The sequence below is a fragment of the Acinetobacter sp. NBRC 110496 genome (genome assembly GCF_000876115.1).
GTDB lineage: Bacteria > Pseudomonadota > Gammaproteobacteria > Pseudomonadales > Moraxellaceae > Acinetobacter.
This window is the reverse complement of the sequence record NZ_BBTF01000014.1, coordinates 48,394-63,638: the sequence shown is the minus strand read 5'-3', so window position 1 is coordinate 63,638 and position 15,245 is coordinate 48,394. Positions and strand designations below refer to the sequence as shown.

15 protein-coding genes are annotated in these 15,245 nt (G+C 39.6%); 2 read left to right on the top strand and 13 right to left on the bottom strand.

What is annotated here, in order from left to right; translation table 11 throughout:
• Positions 1-135: 135 nt before the first annotated feature.
• The 6 genes from Aba26S_RS09235 to Aba26S_RS09210 form a co-directional block, all read right to left on the bottom strand.
• Complete coding sequence (locus tag Aba26S_RS09235) at positions 136-1,290, bottom strand: NADH-dependent flavin oxidoreductase (protein WP_032865323.1); 1,155 nt, start codon at positions 1,288-1,290, stop codon at positions 136-138.
• A gap of 89 nt (positions 1,291-1,379) precedes the next feature.
• Complete coding sequence (locus Aba26S_RS09230) at positions 1,380-2,294, bottom strand: alpha/beta hydrolase (RefSeq protein WP_005243096.1); 915 nt, start codon at positions 2,292-2,294, stop codon at positions 1,380-1,382.
• A 120-nt stretch (positions 2,295-2,414) separates the two neighbouring features.
• Complete coding sequence (locus Aba26S_RS09225; RefSeq protein ID WP_005243099.1) at positions 2,415-3,317, bottom strand: AraC family transcriptional regulator; 903 nt, start codon at positions 3,315-3,317, stop codon at positions 2,415-2,417.
• Between the two features lie 51 nt (positions 3,318-3,368).
• On the bottom strand, positions 3,369-4,277 hold the full coding sequence (locus Aba26S_RS09220) for an AraC family transcriptional regulator (protein ID WP_043971581.1): 909 nt from the start codon (positions 4,275-4,277) through the stop codon (positions 3,369-3,371).
• Between the two features lie 169 nt (positions 4,278-4,446).
• Entirely contained in the window at positions 4,447-5,745 is a 1,299-nt protein-coding gene (locus Aba26S_RS09215) for a Y-family DNA polymerase (RefSeq protein WP_005243102.1), read from the bottom strand.
• A 4-nt stretch (positions 5,746-5,749) separates the two neighbouring features.
• Positions 5,750-6,361 carry a LexA family transcriptional regulator gene (locus Aba26S_RS09210; protein ID WP_005243105.1) on the bottom strand — a complete coding sequence of 204 codons (612 nt, stop codon included), beginning with the start codon at positions 6,359-6,361 and terminating at the stop codon, positions 5,750-5,752.
• Between the two features lie 291 nt (positions 6,362-6,652).
• Between Aba26S_RS09210 and Aba26S_RS09205 the strand changes: the two genes are divergently transcribed.
• Complete coding sequence (locus Aba26S_RS09205) at positions 6,653-6,886, top strand: hypothetical protein (RefSeq protein ID WP_005243107.1); 234 nt, start codon at positions 6,653-6,655, stop codon at positions 6,884-6,886.
• Between the two features lie 196 nt (positions 6,887-7,082).
• Here the strand turns inward: Aba26S_RS09205 and Aba26S_RS09200 are convergent, their stop codons facing one another.
• From Aba26S_RS09200 to Aba26S_RS09180, 5 genes are all read right to left on the bottom strand, one after another.
• On the bottom strand, positions 7,083-7,310 hold the full coding sequence (locus Aba26S_RS09200) for a hypothetical protein (RefSeq protein ID WP_005243109.1): 228 nt from the start codon (positions 7,308-7,310) through the stop codon (positions 7,083-7,085).
• 395 nt (positions 7,311-7,705) lie between these two features.
• Positions 7,706-8,335 (bottom strand): class I SAM-dependent methyltransferase, encoded by a 630-nt coding sequence (locus Aba26S_RS09195; RefSeq protein WP_043971579.1) that lies wholly within the window; start codon positions 8,333-8,335, stop codon positions 7,706-7,708.
• A gap of 136 nt (positions 8,336-8,471) precedes the next feature.
• Positions 8,472-8,801 carry a hypothetical protein gene (locus tag Aba26S_RS09190; protein WP_005243114.1) on the bottom strand — a complete coding sequence of 110 codons (330 nt, stop codon included), beginning with the start codon at positions 8,799-8,801 and terminating at the stop codon, positions 8,472-8,474.
• Between the two features lie 128 nt (positions 8,802-8,929).
• A complete protein-coding gene (locus Aba26S_RS09185) occupies positions 8,930-9,829 on the bottom strand; it encodes a LysR family transcriptional regulator (RefSeq protein ID WP_043971576.1) in 900 nt (299 codons plus the stop codon).
• 104 nt (positions 9,830-9,933) lie between these two features.
• Entirely contained in the window at positions 9,934-10,914 is a 981-nt protein-coding gene (locus Aba26S_RS09180; RefSeq protein ID WP_043971574.1) for an MBL fold metallo-hydrolase, read from the bottom strand.
• A 118-nt stretch (positions 10,915-11,032) separates the two neighbouring features.
• On the opposite strand from Aba26S_RS09180, the gene Aba26S_RS09175 reads away from it, so the two are divergent.
• A complete protein-coding gene (locus Aba26S_RS09175) occupies positions 11,033-11,959 on the top strand; it encodes a LysR family transcriptional regulator (RefSeq protein WP_043971571.1) in 927 nt (308 codons plus the stop codon).
• Positions 11,960-12,004: 45 nt separating this feature from the next.
• Here Aba26S_RS09175 and Aba26S_RS09170 read toward each other — a convergent pair whose 3' ends face one another.
• On the bottom strand, positions 12,005-12,286 hold the full coding sequence (locus Aba26S_RS09170; RefSeq protein WP_005243123.1) for a hypothetical protein: 282 nt from the start codon (positions 12,284-12,286) through the stop codon (positions 12,005-12,007).
• Between the two features lie 195 nt (positions 12,287-12,481).
• On the bottom strand, positions 12,482-14,830 hold the full coding sequence (locus Aba26S_RS09165) for a TonB-dependent hemoglobin/transferrin/lactoferrin family receptor (RefSeq protein ID WP_043971568.1): 2,349 nt from the start codon (positions 14,828-14,830) through the stop codon (positions 12,482-12,484).
• Positions 14,831-15,245 lie beyond the last annotated feature (415 nt).

Below are 15,245 nucleotides of genomic sequence, written 5' to 3'. Positions count from 1 at the left end.
TCTTTTTTATCGCGTTATATTAAAGCTTGGCGCTAAAGAACGCTGTTAACTGTTTTACGGCTTCATCAACAAAATTTAGCTTGTCATAACATCATAGGTGTTTTCTGCAATCATCGTCTGATCCTCACTCATGGCTTAAATCGTTTCTGTGCGACGTAGTTTGAACCAACCTTCTCTTTCTTGTATTTCCTGCCATAGCAGATCGGGAATACTTAGTTCAGGCACATCAATAGGATTCAATTCAAGTGTAATATTATCGAATTGTCCATGCTGTGCCAACGCCACCCAATTTGGATTCATCACCAAAGCCTTACCAATCGCTATAAGCGGCAAACCTAGACCTAAAGCTTGTTCAGCCTGTTGAGGTGTACGTAACAAACCTGCCGCAATCACAGGAATTCGATCTGCCACCCGCTTTAATACATGGTGGATGCTAAGCTGTTGTTGAAGATCATGCTTAGGCATCGAATGAAGCACATCGACTAAAGACACATGTAGATAATCAATATCAGCTGCAATTAATTGGTCAATCAACGCCAGACTGTCTGCAATAGACAAAGCATTGTCTTCATACTCTTCAACCGAAATACGATAGCCCAATGCAAAAGGGCGCTGTGCATGTTGTTGAATAACACGTTGCACCTCCGCTACCACTGCTAGAGGAAATGCCATCCTCTTTTCTAATGAACCGCCCCATGCATCATCACGTTGGTTATATAAAGGTGAAAAAAAGTTTTGAATGATAAAGCCATGTGCACCATGCAGTTCAATCCCATCAAATCCAGCATCAATCGCTCGACGCGTTGCTTCACCAAAATCATGGATCAATTGCAAAACTTCATCGTGAGATAATGCCCGACTGGAAAGTTGTTCAGTTTTAAACGGTCCCGAAGTAATTGCCAAGCTACTCGCACTGACAATATCTGCATGAGGAATCAAGTTTGGAATCGCTTTCATACCAGCATGAAAAACTTGTAGGATTGCAGGTGCTCCGCCACTTTTAGCTGCTTGAGCCAATTGGGTCAGACTCGGTATAAAGCGATCATCAAAACCAGCAAACTCGCGGGTAAAGCCAATCCCACTTTCTTGCACATGTGTACAGCCTGTGATCACCAACCCAACATCTTTCACACGCTTACGCATGTACTCAAGTTCCTGAGCGGAAATCGTACTATCTCTATTTGCTGACCAAGTTGTCATTGGCGCCATGACGATTCGATTGCGTAAGTTCAAATCTGCAGTTAATTGAAAAGACTGGAATAACTTAGAATTCACTGAACATACCACCATTCAACTCTAGTAGAGGATTTTGCAAAAATAGAAAGTTGATCAGTCGCCCGACCAACTCAAAACACCGTTTTTTGAACAACAAGCCAGAATTAAAGATTGGCTTGATAGAATGGAATCAGCTTATCTAAAGCAATTTTGACCGGCTCTGCTTTGTCATAGAGGTCATAATGAGACCAACCTTCAACCACCACCAATTCTTTATTTTTTGAGGCAGCACGATTGATAATTTCAAAACCATCACGATAGGCACCAAAACCTCCAGGCTTACTCCCCACAATAATCATCAGGGGTTGAGTCAATAAGATTTCTGCCAAATGAAATGCATCCCAACCCACAGCAACAGCGTTGTGAGAGAACAGCGTTTTATTCACACCATTTGGCTTTTCGCCCCGTGCAGTACGGTAATACTCCGTCGCTTCTAACGGATCAATATCGGCATGATCCGCTTTGGCTGCTTCAACCGTTGGATACAAGCCTTGATCCACCCGAAGTGCAGCACCTCTTGCCTCCGCTGTACGCTGAGCTGCAATCGCCTCTAAAAATGCAATCGGATTACCACCACTTGCTTCGCGCATTACACGTCCATAGTTTGCACCCGTAATTGTCCCTACCGCTTTAATCCGACGTTCTGTCATGGCTGCGTTGATCGAGTACCCACCGCCACCACAAATACCTAAAACACCAATTCGATTTTCATCGACATAATCCAGCGTAACCAGATAATCTGCCACAACGCGAAAATCTTCAACACGTAACGACGGATCTTCGATATAACGAGCTTCTCCTCCACTTTCTCCCTGAAAACTGGCATCAAATGCGATCACCACAAAACCCGCTTTAGCGAGTGCTTCCCCATAAACATTGCCCGAGGTCTGCTCTTTGCAACTACCAATTGGATGTGCACTTATAATTGCTGGATATTTTTTAGTTTGATCAAAAGTAGGTGGAAAATATAAATCTGCGGCAATATCCCAATAGGTATTTTTGATTTTGACTGCTTCCATTTCATCACCTCTGAATATAGGAAAGAGTAAGCAAAGTTCTCTTTGCTGATCATCCCATTTTAGAGACGACCTACAATCAAAGTTGCCTATTTTTAAAAATAGTTTGCCTATTCTGAGGTTTTACTGTGGTAGATCTCGACTTGGCGTATTACCAAATAAGCGTGAATATTCTCGAATAAATTGTGACTGACTTTCATAACCAACCCGATCAGCAATCTGCTGTATATTCATGGATTGTGATAACACTAGTTTTCTAGCCTCTTGTAATTTCAATTGTTTTTGATATTGCAGCGGCGTCATACCCGTAATGTCTCTGAAATGATTTCTGAATGTCGCTGCACTCATATGTGCTTGCTCAAAAGCATCTTGTATACAGTTTTCTTGCAGAAAATTATTTCTTAGCCAATGGATCACGTTGAAAACATGTTGATCTGACACACTTGCCTTGACCAAATTACGTAAATAAACACCGTGTTGTCCAACCAGTAAACGGAGTACAATTTCTTGCTTGATGATGGGCGCAAGTTGATCAATCATCTTCGGTTCTTCAATCAAATCGACTAAACGTGTCAATGCATTGACCAATGCAAGATCAAGGTTTTCGATTGAAAATGCAGGCAGGTTTTTAAGTTTAATCTTGTCATCTAATACCTGTACGGTTTCAATAATCAGGTTTAAATCTAATGACAGCATCATCCCCAAAAAAGGTTGATTATACGAGGCTTGCGTCACTCGACTAATTGCGGGTAAATCAATGGTGGTGAGCATGGTTTGACCTGCCCCATAGCGATACACATTATCGCGAATCAGCACCTCTTTTTGCCCTTGCAAGACAATGCCTAGACCGAGTCCATAAATACAATGGATAGACTGTTTGGCTATACGCCGATGTAAAGAAAAACCTGCAATCTCAGTTTGGAAATCTTCAATTTGAACGAGTCCATCAACTTTATTGGCTAATACTTTAATTTGTTCTTTGGTTTGATCTGACGCATACATCGCATCACCTACCTCTTCGCACATCTGAGCTCATATGAAATATGAAAATAAGTACAATCTCTTTTAAATAAATAATTATAAACCTTGTCGCATGCGTTGAATGTCCCGCTGCGGTGACTCGCCAAATAAACGGCTATATTCTCGACTAAACTGAGACGCACTTTCATATCCCACTAACCCAGCAGCTCGTCCTGCATCAACATTTTGGTTAAACATCAAATGCCGCGCTTCCTGTAACCGTAACTGCTTTTGGTATTGCAATGGACTCATGCCCGTCACTGCACGGAAATGTTGCCTAAAAGTTGAAGGACTCATAAAGGCCTTATCCGCTAAATCATCCATCCGCATAGGTTGCACATAATGATGCTTTAACCAACTCACCACCTGATGAATTTTCTGATTTGCCGAACCTGATTTCACTAACTGACGTAAGTACCGACCGTGTGGGCCATTCAACACTCTGACAATGATTTCTTTTTGAATTAAAGGAGCTAAATGCGGCAACATCAAAGGTTCATCTAAAACACGAACCAGCCTCAAAAAGGCATCAATTAAGGAAGGATCTGCAACTTGCACCGAAAAAGAATGCTGGCTCTCATCTGATACGCTTAAAGCCTCTACAGGCATGTCTGCCACCATTTGATTGACCATTTGCAGATCAAGTAATAATAAGAGCGCTAAAAATGGTTGCTGTGGAGAAGCCTTTACAACATGTGAGGTTACGGGCAAATCAATAGTGGTCAAGATACTCTGCCCTTCACGACAAAGATAATGCTCATCACCAATCACCACCTCTTTTTGTCCCTGTAAAATCATACCAACACCCAAATTGTAAATACAATGGGTGCTGTCGGTTGGATGCATTCGATGATGAAAAGAAAGTTGAGGTATCGCAGAAATATGATCGCCTTGTTGTACAGCCAAATCTGAAACCGCTTGAATCAGCTGATCAATATCCCTATTTCGTTCAACAGACGTCATCATATCCAAATAAATTATCCCCAAAATATTGAAGTGCTATTCATCTTAAAACATCAGCTCACATTATCAACTCATATTTTTAGTGTAAAAATGTGACCGTGATCAATGATTTATTATGCTCACCACCATCAGTAAATAAGGGCTTAGTCATGATCTCCGATACATACGGATGCTATCTAACTTTTAAAACCTGATCCCATTGGGTCAAATAACTCGGTGATTTATGCTTTTGCGTCATCTGCCATGCTCGCCCATGTGGAGTGATCAAGCGCCCCAGCTTCATGGTATCCCGTCCAAATTTCTCATTAATGTCATCGAAGGCCACGGAAAGCTTACGCCGAGCAATCACTTCATCAGTATCGTGAAATAAATCTACAGCATGGCTATGTTGTGGAATAATATCCAGCAAAATCACTTCCGCTTTTTTATAACGATGTCCGCCTTGATAAATACGGTCAAGTCCCTGCTGTACTGCCTTGATAATCTCTAAACGGTCATCGCTATAGTCAGATAGATACACCACCGTATAAGGGCGATAATATTGCTCTTTGTTAAAACGATTGGTTCGAATACTGACCCCAATGGCTTTGCACAGTAGTTTTTGCTGCCTTAACCGCTCAACTGCACGTAAACTAAATTCAGTGAGTGCGCCACTTAAGTCATTTTTATCTTGTATCGGCTGGCCAAATGAGCGACTACTTAACACTTGCCGTCGATCACTCACTACATCCTCAATCTCTAAACAGGCCATGCCCTGTAATTCTTTGACAGTATTTTCCATCACTACAGAAAAATACTTGCCCAACATTTTCGGATCAGCTTGAACCAAGTCCATCACCGAACAAATATTCATTTTTTCTAAGCGCTGTCGGATCTTCCGCCCAACGCCCCACACTTCGCCCGCTGGTATCTGCTGTAACAAGTCTTCAATCACGCACGGGTCTTCAGCCACGATATTACACACACTGTTAAAACAGCTATGACTTTTAGCTAAATGATTAGCAAGTTTGGCTTGGGTTTTGGAATAACCGATCCCGATACAGCATGGTAGACCTAACCAGTTTTTGACGGTATCTAGAATCTTGTGAGCGTATTGGGTTAAATCATAACTGTGTTGATAAGCTGTCAACTCTAAAAAGCATTCATCAATCGAATACACTTCCTGTTCGCACGGATCTACAAAACTGCCTAAGATATTCATGAAACGGCGTGACATTTCCGCATACAAAGCATAATTACTGGAAAAGACCTGTACTTGATGCTGACCAATAATCTCTTCAATCTGAAAAAAAGGAACGGCCATTCGAATGCCGAGCTGCTTTGCTTCATAAGAACGAGAAACCACACAGCCATCGTTATTTGACAGAACGACCACAGGACGATTTTCCAGCTTTGGATTAAACACACGTTCACAACTGACATAACAGTTATTCACATCAATCAAAGCAAAAATACGTTGTGGCAGGCTCATTGAGTTACCTCATTGGCTTTAAGTTATAGGTCACAACGCCCCAGATCAGTAGCTCTTGCCCCTCTGTAATATAAATATTCTGATAATCAGGATTTTCGGCTTTCAGCCAGACTTTAGGTGGACTAAAGTGATGGTCAACCATTAACCGTTTGACAGTAAAGTCATTGTCAATCAAGGCAATCACAATATCTCCCGACTTAGCAGCAAGGCTGCGATCTACCACCAGAGGATCATCAATATCAATCCCTGCATCCAACATTGACAGTGAATTAGCTTTGACAATAAAAGTCGAATTTTCGTTACGAATTAAAAATTCATTTAAATCCAGTGCTTGTTCAACATGATCTTGGGCAGGCGAAGGAAAACCAGCAGCAACACGTTCCGTTGCCAGCGGAATATGATAAATTCGGTCATTCTTAGCCTGCACATTTTGGATTTTCATCGAACTCGTTAAATCGGTACGCGCATCGGTTTTGACATTATTCAGTAACCAGTTTTTGATGAAATCAACTTGGGACTCAGGAACACGAATCACTTTGGTTGGCTCGCTGAATTTTGCCTTACGCCCTGCATTGCTTCTGGCACCGCCATGCTCAAATTCAGTTTTTTTAGACATAACTCCCCCTTACCCAAGTTTAAAGTACTTGCAAATAATTTAACTTGAAAAAGTTACAAATTCAAGTTGACGTACAATAAATTTTGCATAACAATAAATTCCATAGATCAGATTTTGACTTGTTTCACTTAGACACGGATGTAGGACAAACCAAAATTAATGTTTTAAATGAATAACTTATAGTTTTTAATGCAATATTTAAATGTTAAGTTGTTGATCTAATTCACTAATATATTTGATCTCTCAGCAGTTAGGTTTTATTCAAATATTTTTGATGTGGAGACATGAAAAATGAACAATCAACGTGATGCTATTCTAGGTTATGCTGACGAACAACATGCTTTCTTTATTCGCCTGATCGAGAACAACACTGTGCTAGGTGAAAGCTATGGTCTATTTTGCGACAACCAAAATAGTGAAGCAGCAGAGAGTATTATGACCACCCTTTTTCTAAAGAAATCTTTTTGGCTCAATGGTTCGGCATTTAATGACATTGTTAAAGGCTTGAATCCTATTCACTCGTGACAACATTGATAAATTTCATATGACGCTAGCGATATAAAGCGCTTGTATAACGACAATAAATCCGCAAGCTCTTTAGCATTTCTCTCCCACGCTAAATGTATTCTGCAAGTGTTTCTTAAATGATCCAAATAAAAAAACCCGCTTAGACATTCAGCATAAGTGGGTCTTTTTATCGCATTGAATAACAGGATTAAGTTCAAATAAATCTTTTATCATTCACAGGTGCAACTAATCTATATATTTTTCCATCTGCATTGCTTTCAAACAATAGGTCAATATTTGGAAAAATGATATTTCCTTCTACTTCAATATGTTCAACCCGTTTAAAAAAAGGAATATCTTGATCTTCTAAATCATTGAGCTGCGCAACGACAATCGATTCGTTTTCTTCTTGGTCCTTGACGATGACTGTAATCTTATCCATAACAGTTCTCCCAATATGTATAGTTCATAGGACTATGGGAAATTTTCAATAAATTGTCGACTAAATGGTTGTAACAAGAGTTATAAGTATTATCTTTTTATTTTTTAAATCACTAACCTATTGAAATTGACCTTGAAATTATAAATTTCGTTAATATTTAATTAACCAAGCAGTTACAGTTCACAGGTAAACGTATCAAAATGATTCATCTGGCATCTGTCTGAGTTCCAATATCTAGGAATTAATACATTGCTAAACTCTCAATGAAATTTTCAGCCATTTACAAGAGGCTCAGGACAAAATGAGCGCATCCGAATTCCAGCATTAAACCAAATATGACGACACAAGGCATGCTTATAACTGCCTGCCGCTGATCAACTCGGACTATCCTCAGTTTAATTTTGGCCTTTAAACTGCCACATAGTATTTAGAAATTTTTGTTCTGCACCCCAAGGGGTAATATGTGTTTCAAGCACCTGATGCAATAAGCTAAAATCGCTGCCAAGTCTCTGCACTAACTTTTCAACATTATAGCGCTCTACTGCTAAACCACTACATTGTGTTGGGCCATCTTCGGCAAACGTAGACAGAATCATCAATCCGCTTGGCTTCAAGGCATGCCGTACATTTTTTAGATATTGCGCTTGTTGCTCTTCTGTCACCATAAAATGAAATACAGCCCGATCATGCCATACATCGAAAAACTGAGCAGCCAGACCAACTGTACAAACATCTGCAACGAGCCAATGAATTTGACTGCTATCCAAATTCTTCTCAATTAATCTGGTTTGTGTTGTCTTCAAGGCTGTTTCGGATAAATCAAGCACATGTATATTTTTATAGCCTGCCTCGATCAGTTGATCAATTAATAGGGATGCCCCACTTCCAACATCAATAAGTTTTACATCAGGTAATAGATTCTGAGATCGGATCAGTGCTAGTGTTTTATGATCATATTGCTGATACCAACTAACCTGATCGGCTTGTTTAGATTGATATACCTCTTCCCAATAATTTGTGCTCATTTCAGTTCCTTTGCAATACTTCATCTTACAGTAAGTGGTTCACATCAAATAATTCTCCTCTTGTTTCATCATTATTCCAATTACCTATGGTGAACGGTAGCAATGCGATCAATTATTGCAATACCTCGAACATCGCTTATTTCTGTGTCATCACAGTAGGTGAGGCTTTCTGATTTTGAAATTTATCATCCAACTGCGCATAACTTTGTTCCATTTCAGTTTTTTGCTCCAGATATTGTCTGGCATCTTCCCTGCGGTGTATTCCACCCAGTTTTAACGCCTGTGTATCGACCTCATCATCAATATCTGCTTTTTTGGTAGACTGCTTAATCAGTGAATTCTTATTTTTTTCTAATCGTGGGTTTGTAGAAGTTAACTGTTCTCCACCCTTGTTTGCTCGCGTTTCATCTGCACAAACTGCCATGGAGACAATCAGAACAGACATCAAACTTAGTATTCTTCTCATGTCTCTGCCCTAACTATTTTTAATTTTAATGCATTATTTTTATACATTAGCTGAAACCTATAGCTTGAACTCTCCTTCAAAAATTTGCAGAGTGAACTTTATCCTCATAATCGCCAAGCTCAGTTAGCTTATTCTTGTCTACTAAAATATCGCGCTTTTAAGATTCTTGCAAAATAATTCACCTCCTCTAAATACCGCTGATCTGCGTAAATAATCCCCACATTTAAACTGATATTAAAATCGTTGACTGCTACAATTTCCAGATCTGGATTAAAGATAGCATGTTGATCAAAAAAAGGTTTGGGGAAAACTCCCAATCCATCACCATTTAAAATACTATTCAATTGAGCCTCTACCCCAAAAATTTCTTTATTTGCATATAGAGGTAATCTTTGCTCATTTAATTTTTTATTTAAACTTTCTCTAAAGCAACATCCTTCAGGATGTATCACCCAACCTTTTTTACTGCAACGTTCAAGACTGCTATGTTCTTTAACTCCACTCCTCATTGAGACAATCACTAGAGGCAAAGTCCCAATATTCATAAACAGTAACTCATTGGCAAAATGAATATTCGATGGAATCATGACAATGGCAAGTGCTAATTCATCTTCTGCCACTTGTTGAATCAAACTTCGTCCCCATCCACTTTGTATTTCTACTTCGGCCAGATAGTGATCGTTGTTATAATTTTTATAAACATATTCACATAGATCATCTACCAAGGTGACAGGAATTCCGATTTTAATCTTTTCTTGGAATGAAGCCTCTTCTTGTAAATGAAAGTGTTCTAACTGCTGCATCTGCTCAAGAATATAGCGTCCTTTAAAATATACTTTTTCACCCAATTGAGTCAGCTGTAAAGGGCGACTCTTACGATTGAATAGCTTTCCATTGAGTTTTTGTTCGATATTATTAATTCGTTTAGTCACAGTGGACTGATCAATACCGAGTTGTTCAGAGGTAATAGTTAAGGAAGAGTTCTCAACAGCATATACAAAAGTTTCTAGGTCTTTAATTTCTAACACTTTAACATCATTCCATTTCTTGTTTAGATCGCATCGAAATCAGCTCAATCTAACCTCATCGACCTTATACTGACCTCTGAAAGAGATGACACATGGATCATCCCTTACCAGTTTCCTCTGCGATGATTACTCACCCAACGATACATCCCCTGAATATTTGGCATTTTCATGCTACTGAAACCAATCCAGTTCTGAACATCGGAGCTAAATTTCACGTTACGATAAAGTTGATCCCATGACTGGCCTGCACGGACTAAATCCAGTACTTGTTGGTGTAAATCGATAATATAATGACGCAGTGCTATCTGATCGTCTCGCGTTGCAGGACTATAGTGTCCAACATCAATAAAATCGACATCTTGCTTGATCACCCAGTCCAAGGTGTCAATCCATCCCGTGTAGTAAAAGTCTAAGAAATCATTGTACGGCATACTTTTACTTTCACAGACATCGGTACATTGCAGTGCTTTATATTTGGGAAAAAGTACCATGACCATACTGTCAGAATGGCTTGGCGCGACGTAATGTAGTAGAACCTCGTCCCCTCCAAGACTAATTTTCATATCCTGATCAAAAACTCGATCAGGCAATGCTGTTGGCAACTTTTCTCCGACAATCGGTTCAATAGTACGTTGATTGGCAACAATGGTGGCACCATCCGCTTTAAATATCTGACCACCACTGATGTGATCAGCATGCGCATGGGTATAGATCACATATTTTACAGGTACACCAAAACGTTTTTTAATCTCATCTTTTAACCATGTTGATGTACAAGTCATCGCAGGGTCAATCACCAAAGCACCCTCTTTGGTAATCAGGACTAAACCACTGTGTACGGCTAAGCCTGCGCCAGTGGTATGTCGATATAGATTACCTTTAATTTGGGCCAAACTTGTTGGATTATCAGGACAGGAAGCCGCTGTAAAATCGCTTAAAACAGGACGATTCTGATATGGCGACTGATCTACAGAAATTCCATTATCTGTTGCAAAAGCAGAACCCACAGGCAATGATAGCAAGAATGCTACAAAAATTTTATTGCGCCAAAATGCGCTAATTCTTTGATTTTTAAATGTGCCCATCGATACGCCCTGTCTTGATTTTATGCAGATCAATCTAACAATTTCCCCCCTTAGACAAAACCCATAAAAATCACAATATACTGTCCTAAAATTAGCAACAATACGGACTGAAAGCGTCATGCAAAAACTGGATGATCTTTTGTTATTTGCTGAAGTTGTGGAACACACTGGTTTTTCTGCTGCTGCACGCAATCTCGGCATACAACGTTCCAAACTCAGTCGACATATTGCAAACCTTGAAAACAGAATTGGGGTGCGCCTTTTACATCGAAATACAAGAAATGTTGCACTTACACCAGCTGGTGAAGAAGTTTATATTCATGCAAAGGCCTTAAAACAGGCAGCACAAAATGCTTATGCTGTTGCAACGGATCTTGCGGGTGATCCTAAAGGCACATTAAGAATCGGCTGCTCCTCAACTTTTGCCCAAGAAGCGTTATTGCCTCTTCTTGATTTATTCCTGCATGAATACCCAAAGATACGTCTGATCATCAATACATCAGACCACAATATTGATTTGATCAATGCACAGGTCGACTTGGTTTTCCGAATCTCCTCCAAACTACTAAATGACTCCAGTCTCATTGTCCGTCCGATCTGTGATTTACCGATGGTGTTGGTTGCTAGTCAGAACTATATGAGTGACAAGCAAAAGCTTCATCACCCCGACCAGCTCAAGAACCTTAACTTTATCGCCCTTTCAGTTCAAAATAACTTGGTATCCAAAGTGTTTTTAAACGCAAATCATGATCTGCATATGGTTCAACTTGAGCCTTATATTGGTTGTGGCAATATGTCTGTACTTAAATCAGTCGTTCAACAAGGCATGGGGGTTGCTGTCTTGCCTTTGTATTTATGTATCGATGAATTGAAATCAGGTCAATTTGTCAATGTATTTGAAACACACTCAGGATGGTCCCCTCAAGATTCGCTTGTGAATGCACTTATTCCTACACGACAAAATGTATTACTGACAACCAAACTTTTTTTAGATTTTTCAATTCCTAGATTACGGCATAAGCTCGCTGAAGCAGTTCACAATTAAAGAACTTATTACAAACCAATGAATATCAATGTATTACTTTAAAAATCAATCTAGAATACAAATACACTCCCCAAACATATTATAAATAAAGTTAACTGGCGCATCTTCAGGATAAACATCATTATCTTTTAGATAGAAAATTTCCCCACAATCCAAGATGGTTAAAACCTGAGCTTTTCTTTTTAGTATCACCCCCTTTCTTATTATTTTATAGATTTCTTCTGCTTCAATTCTAAATTGATAAAAAAATACAATTTGTCCTGCTTTAAAAGCTTCTGGTTCAACGTTTTTATATTTTCCGCATGTTAAGCAAATCCATTTCTTCATTCTCGGTGCTCTATGCAAGCTCACCTTATTGTATAAAAAACAACCTCAGAAAAATTAACATCAAATATGCAAAAAATTATCATATCGTGAAAATTTCAGCCTTTAGAACTAAAAATTATGCCGTTCAAACAAAATACAGGTGGCTAACAATGCCACCTGTATTTCATTTGGAGCACTAAAGTCATCCGTCTGGGTTTAGAAGGTCTGGGAAATACTGAGTTTATAATCTCGACCTGTACCCGTCATATATTCACCTAAATACATTTTATAGTCTCGATTAAATAAGTTATCGATTGAAAGGTTCAATCTAGGCCCTTTTTCCCCTATAGGTTGCCAATCCGCATAAACACCATGTAGGGAATAACCTTTGGTCTTAGGTAAAGAAAAGGAAGATGCCGCAATCGATTTATCATTATCCGACAAACTCCGATCTTGTTTAGCCACAAAAATTCCGCGCCAGCCCATAGTGAGATGATGTTCAGGCACATTTACCCCCAGTGTTGCTGTTGCCTTTTTCGGTGGAATATCCGTCATCCATGTTTTTTGCTCAAACCATGGATTGACAGGTGAGTTATCACGTTGCCCCCGAATATACGAATAGGTTAAACCCGTGAACCAAGTGGGCTGATTATAGAAAATCTCAGCTTCATAAGCTTTAATGGTATAGTCGGTGACATTGCGGTAAAAACCGTGCTTATAATTTCCATTACAGTCATTGATACTGCCATTACCACCATTGGCATTATTTTCAGCTTGTGCTTTACAAAACGTTGACCGATTACGGAAAATTTCATCACCGCCACGATTGTGATGATAGGTCAAGCGAACTTGCAAATGATCTTCTGTCGAAAAAAGATCATCAAAGTTCATTTCATTCCCTAAACGGATCGCCAACATTTTTTCAGGTAATAAGTAACGACTGGTGGATGGCACCGAGGTCATAGCGGATTGCACATAATATTGCTCGTCTACACGAGGGGCACGCCAAGTTTTACTGATATTGGCAAACCAGGTGAGATAATCTGCCTGCTTCCATGCCAAGGCTAAACGCGGCGACCATCCCGTATAAGTTTTGCTTGAATAATCATGTCCTGCACTGGGGTCATTATAACGGGGTGCTCGGTTCGGATTACCGGTATTGGTAATATGGTCATAACGAAGTGATGGTGTAATCGTGAAATTGGCAACCTGATATTGATCTTCTACAAAGCCACTGAGCATTTGCTGTTTGCCTGAAGGCATATAGTTTGGCTCATAATAACCAAAATTATAATCAGGTTTTTTAGCATTATTCTTATCATAAATGAGCGAATTCTGCTCCATTTTTTGATATTGCGCCCCGACCTTTACTTTATGCATCCCATATTCAGTCGCAATATCACTGATATTACTGAGTTTAAATGCGGTATTGGTATAAGTCACCCAGCTTTCATTGCCCAGTGTTGCAGCCGAGCCACTTACACTTGGTAATCTTTGATCATGCTGGTCAGTCTTTGAATAAGAAACGACTGCTTTCAAATTCACATAGGGATTTGCTTCAGGGTTTAACTCATAGCCCACTGAATAGCTACTATCATTTTGATCACGATAAACCAAACGACGTTTCCATGCTTCCTCATAACCATATTTCTTGATATCTGCCTCAGTGGGCACCGCATCCTGATCTCGCATAGCAGCAAAAGGTTCCCACCCTGTATGCCCACTTTGCATCGCATTCAAACTGATTTTTTGACTGTCTGTCGGATGAAAATTCAGTTTGGCCAAATAGGTCTCTTGCTGTTGCGCTGAATATAAGAATTTAGAACCATCTGGACGTTTAACATCACCACTGTCCCGATTGGTGTAGTAAAACATCCCGTCAGCCCCACCGGCCTCAGTTTTTCCATAGACCGCACCCGTATAGGTATTTTGCCGATTATTGGAGAATCGTGAGTATTTTACAAAGGTACCCACCTTTTTATTCTCATCGAGCAGATCAGTCGCATCTTTAGTTTCTAAGGTCACCTTACCACCGAAGCCGCCATTACCGACTTCAACATTGTGAGGGCCTTTATCCACCGTAATTTTCTTTAAGAGTTCTGGTTCGATAAAAACTGAGCCTTGACGATATTTATCAAAACTTTTGACCGAATCATCCAAAGTAATTGGTACATCCTCAACCCCACCCATGCCGAGAATATTAATGGTTTGCCCGCCTGGTCGTGGTGAGCCTGCTGACCCCACACTCGGCATATGATCCAGCAATTGAGCCACATTGTTGGCTTGGTAACGATCAATGGCTTTTTGATTTAATACGCTCTGCCCAAACTGGATGGTATCTTCTTTCTCCGCTTGCACAACAATGGGGGTCATCTGATAGATTTGATTCTGTGCCTTGGTCTTGAACAATATTTCTTGTACGGTTTGTTCTTTTATCGTAGTACTCACCAAAGCCCCCCCTGTCCTACTATCGGCATAGGCAGATGTGGTCAATAAATTCATAGATAAAACCATAGCCATTACAAGTGGCTTTATTACCATTGTTTGAGAGAGGGATTGAGACATACATCTTCACCAAAAGATAAAAATTCATCAGCAGCCTAAACAGGCCACAAAACAACCAAAAAATTAAATAAAAAACAATAATGTAAAAAATTAACAGCAAAGCTTCGACTTAAAGATTGCAGTGGAGGCCCTCGCAGTCGGTATAAAGAGTGTCAAGCAAGCGTGATGGAAATGGGGTAAGAGAATTATTCATCATTCAATAGCATAAAAGCAATAAATGATATTAATTATCATTTACATTTTTGAATATGTAAATGGATATTGACAAAAAACAGGTTCTTTTTGACAGTTTTGTGTGTTCAGCCTCAACTGAAGCAGCGATTTATATTTCACTATAATGGCGCTTATGTTTCATTATCAAACTTGATAAAGCTTGAAAACTACTAAATCAAACCGTGACTAGAACTTGGTCAAC

What these genes read in the sequence shown, in the direction of transcription:
- Aba26S_RS09170 (WP_005243123.1), bottom strand. Translation starts at nt 12,286, where the DNA reads ATGAAGAAATGGATTTGCTTAACATGCGGAAAATATAAAAACGTTGAA.
- Aba26S_RS09205 (WP_005243107.1), top strand. Translation starts at nt 6,653, where the DNA reads ATGAACAATCAACGTGATGCTATTCTAGGTTATGCTGACGAACAACAT.
- Aba26S_RS09235 (WP_032865323.1), bottom strand. Translation starts at nt 1,290, where the DNA reads ATGGTGGTATGTTCAGTGAATTCTAAGTTATTCCAGTCTTTTCAATTA.
- Aba26S_RS09230 (WP_005243096.1), bottom strand. Translation starts at nt 2,294, where the DNA reads ATGGAAGCAGTCAAAATCAAAAATACCTATTGGGATATTGCCGCAGAT.
- Aba26S_RS09210 (WP_005243105.1), bottom strand. Translation starts at nt 6,361, where the DNA reads ATGTCTAAAAAAACTGAATTTGAGCATGGCGGTGCCAGAAGCAATGCA.
- Aba26S_RS09225 (WP_005243099.1), bottom strand. Translation starts at nt 3,317, where the DNA reads ATGTGCGAAGAGGTAGGTGATGCGATGTATGCGTCAGATCAAACCAAA.
- Aba26S_RS09215 (WP_005243102.1), bottom strand. Translation starts at nt 5,745, where the DNA reads ATGAGCCTGCCACAACGTATTTTTGCTTTGATTGATGTGAATAACTGT.
- Aba26S_RS09220 (WP_043971581.1), bottom strand. Translation starts at nt 4,277, where the DNA reads ATGATGACGTCTGTTGAACGAAATAGGGATATTGATCAGCTGATTCAA.
- Aba26S_RS09180 (WP_043971574.1), bottom strand. Translation starts at nt 10,914, where the DNA reads ATGGGCACATTTAAAAATCAAAGAATTAGCGCATTTTGGCGCAATAAA.
- Aba26S_RS09195 (WP_043971579.1), bottom strand. Translation starts at nt 8,335, where the DNA reads ATGAGCACAAATTATTGGGAAGAGGTATATCAATCTAAACAAGCCGAT.
- Aba26S_RS09200 (WP_005243109.1), bottom strand. Translation starts at nt 7,310, where the DNA reads ATGGATAAGATTACAGTCATCGTCAAGGACCAAGAAGAAAACGAATCG.
- Aba26S_RS09175 (WP_043971571.1), top strand. Translation starts at nt 11,033, where the DNA reads ATGCAAAAACTGGATGATCTTTTGTTATTTGCTGAAGTTGTGGAACAC.
- Aba26S_RS09190 (WP_005243114.1), bottom strand. Translation starts at nt 8,801, where the DNA reads ATGAGAAGAATACTAAGTTTGATGTCTGTTCTGATTGTCTCCATGGCA.
- Aba26S_RS09165 (WP_043971568.1), bottom strand. Translation starts at nt 14,830, where the DNA reads ATGTCTCAATCCCTCTCTCAAACAATGGTAATAAAGCCACTTGTAATG.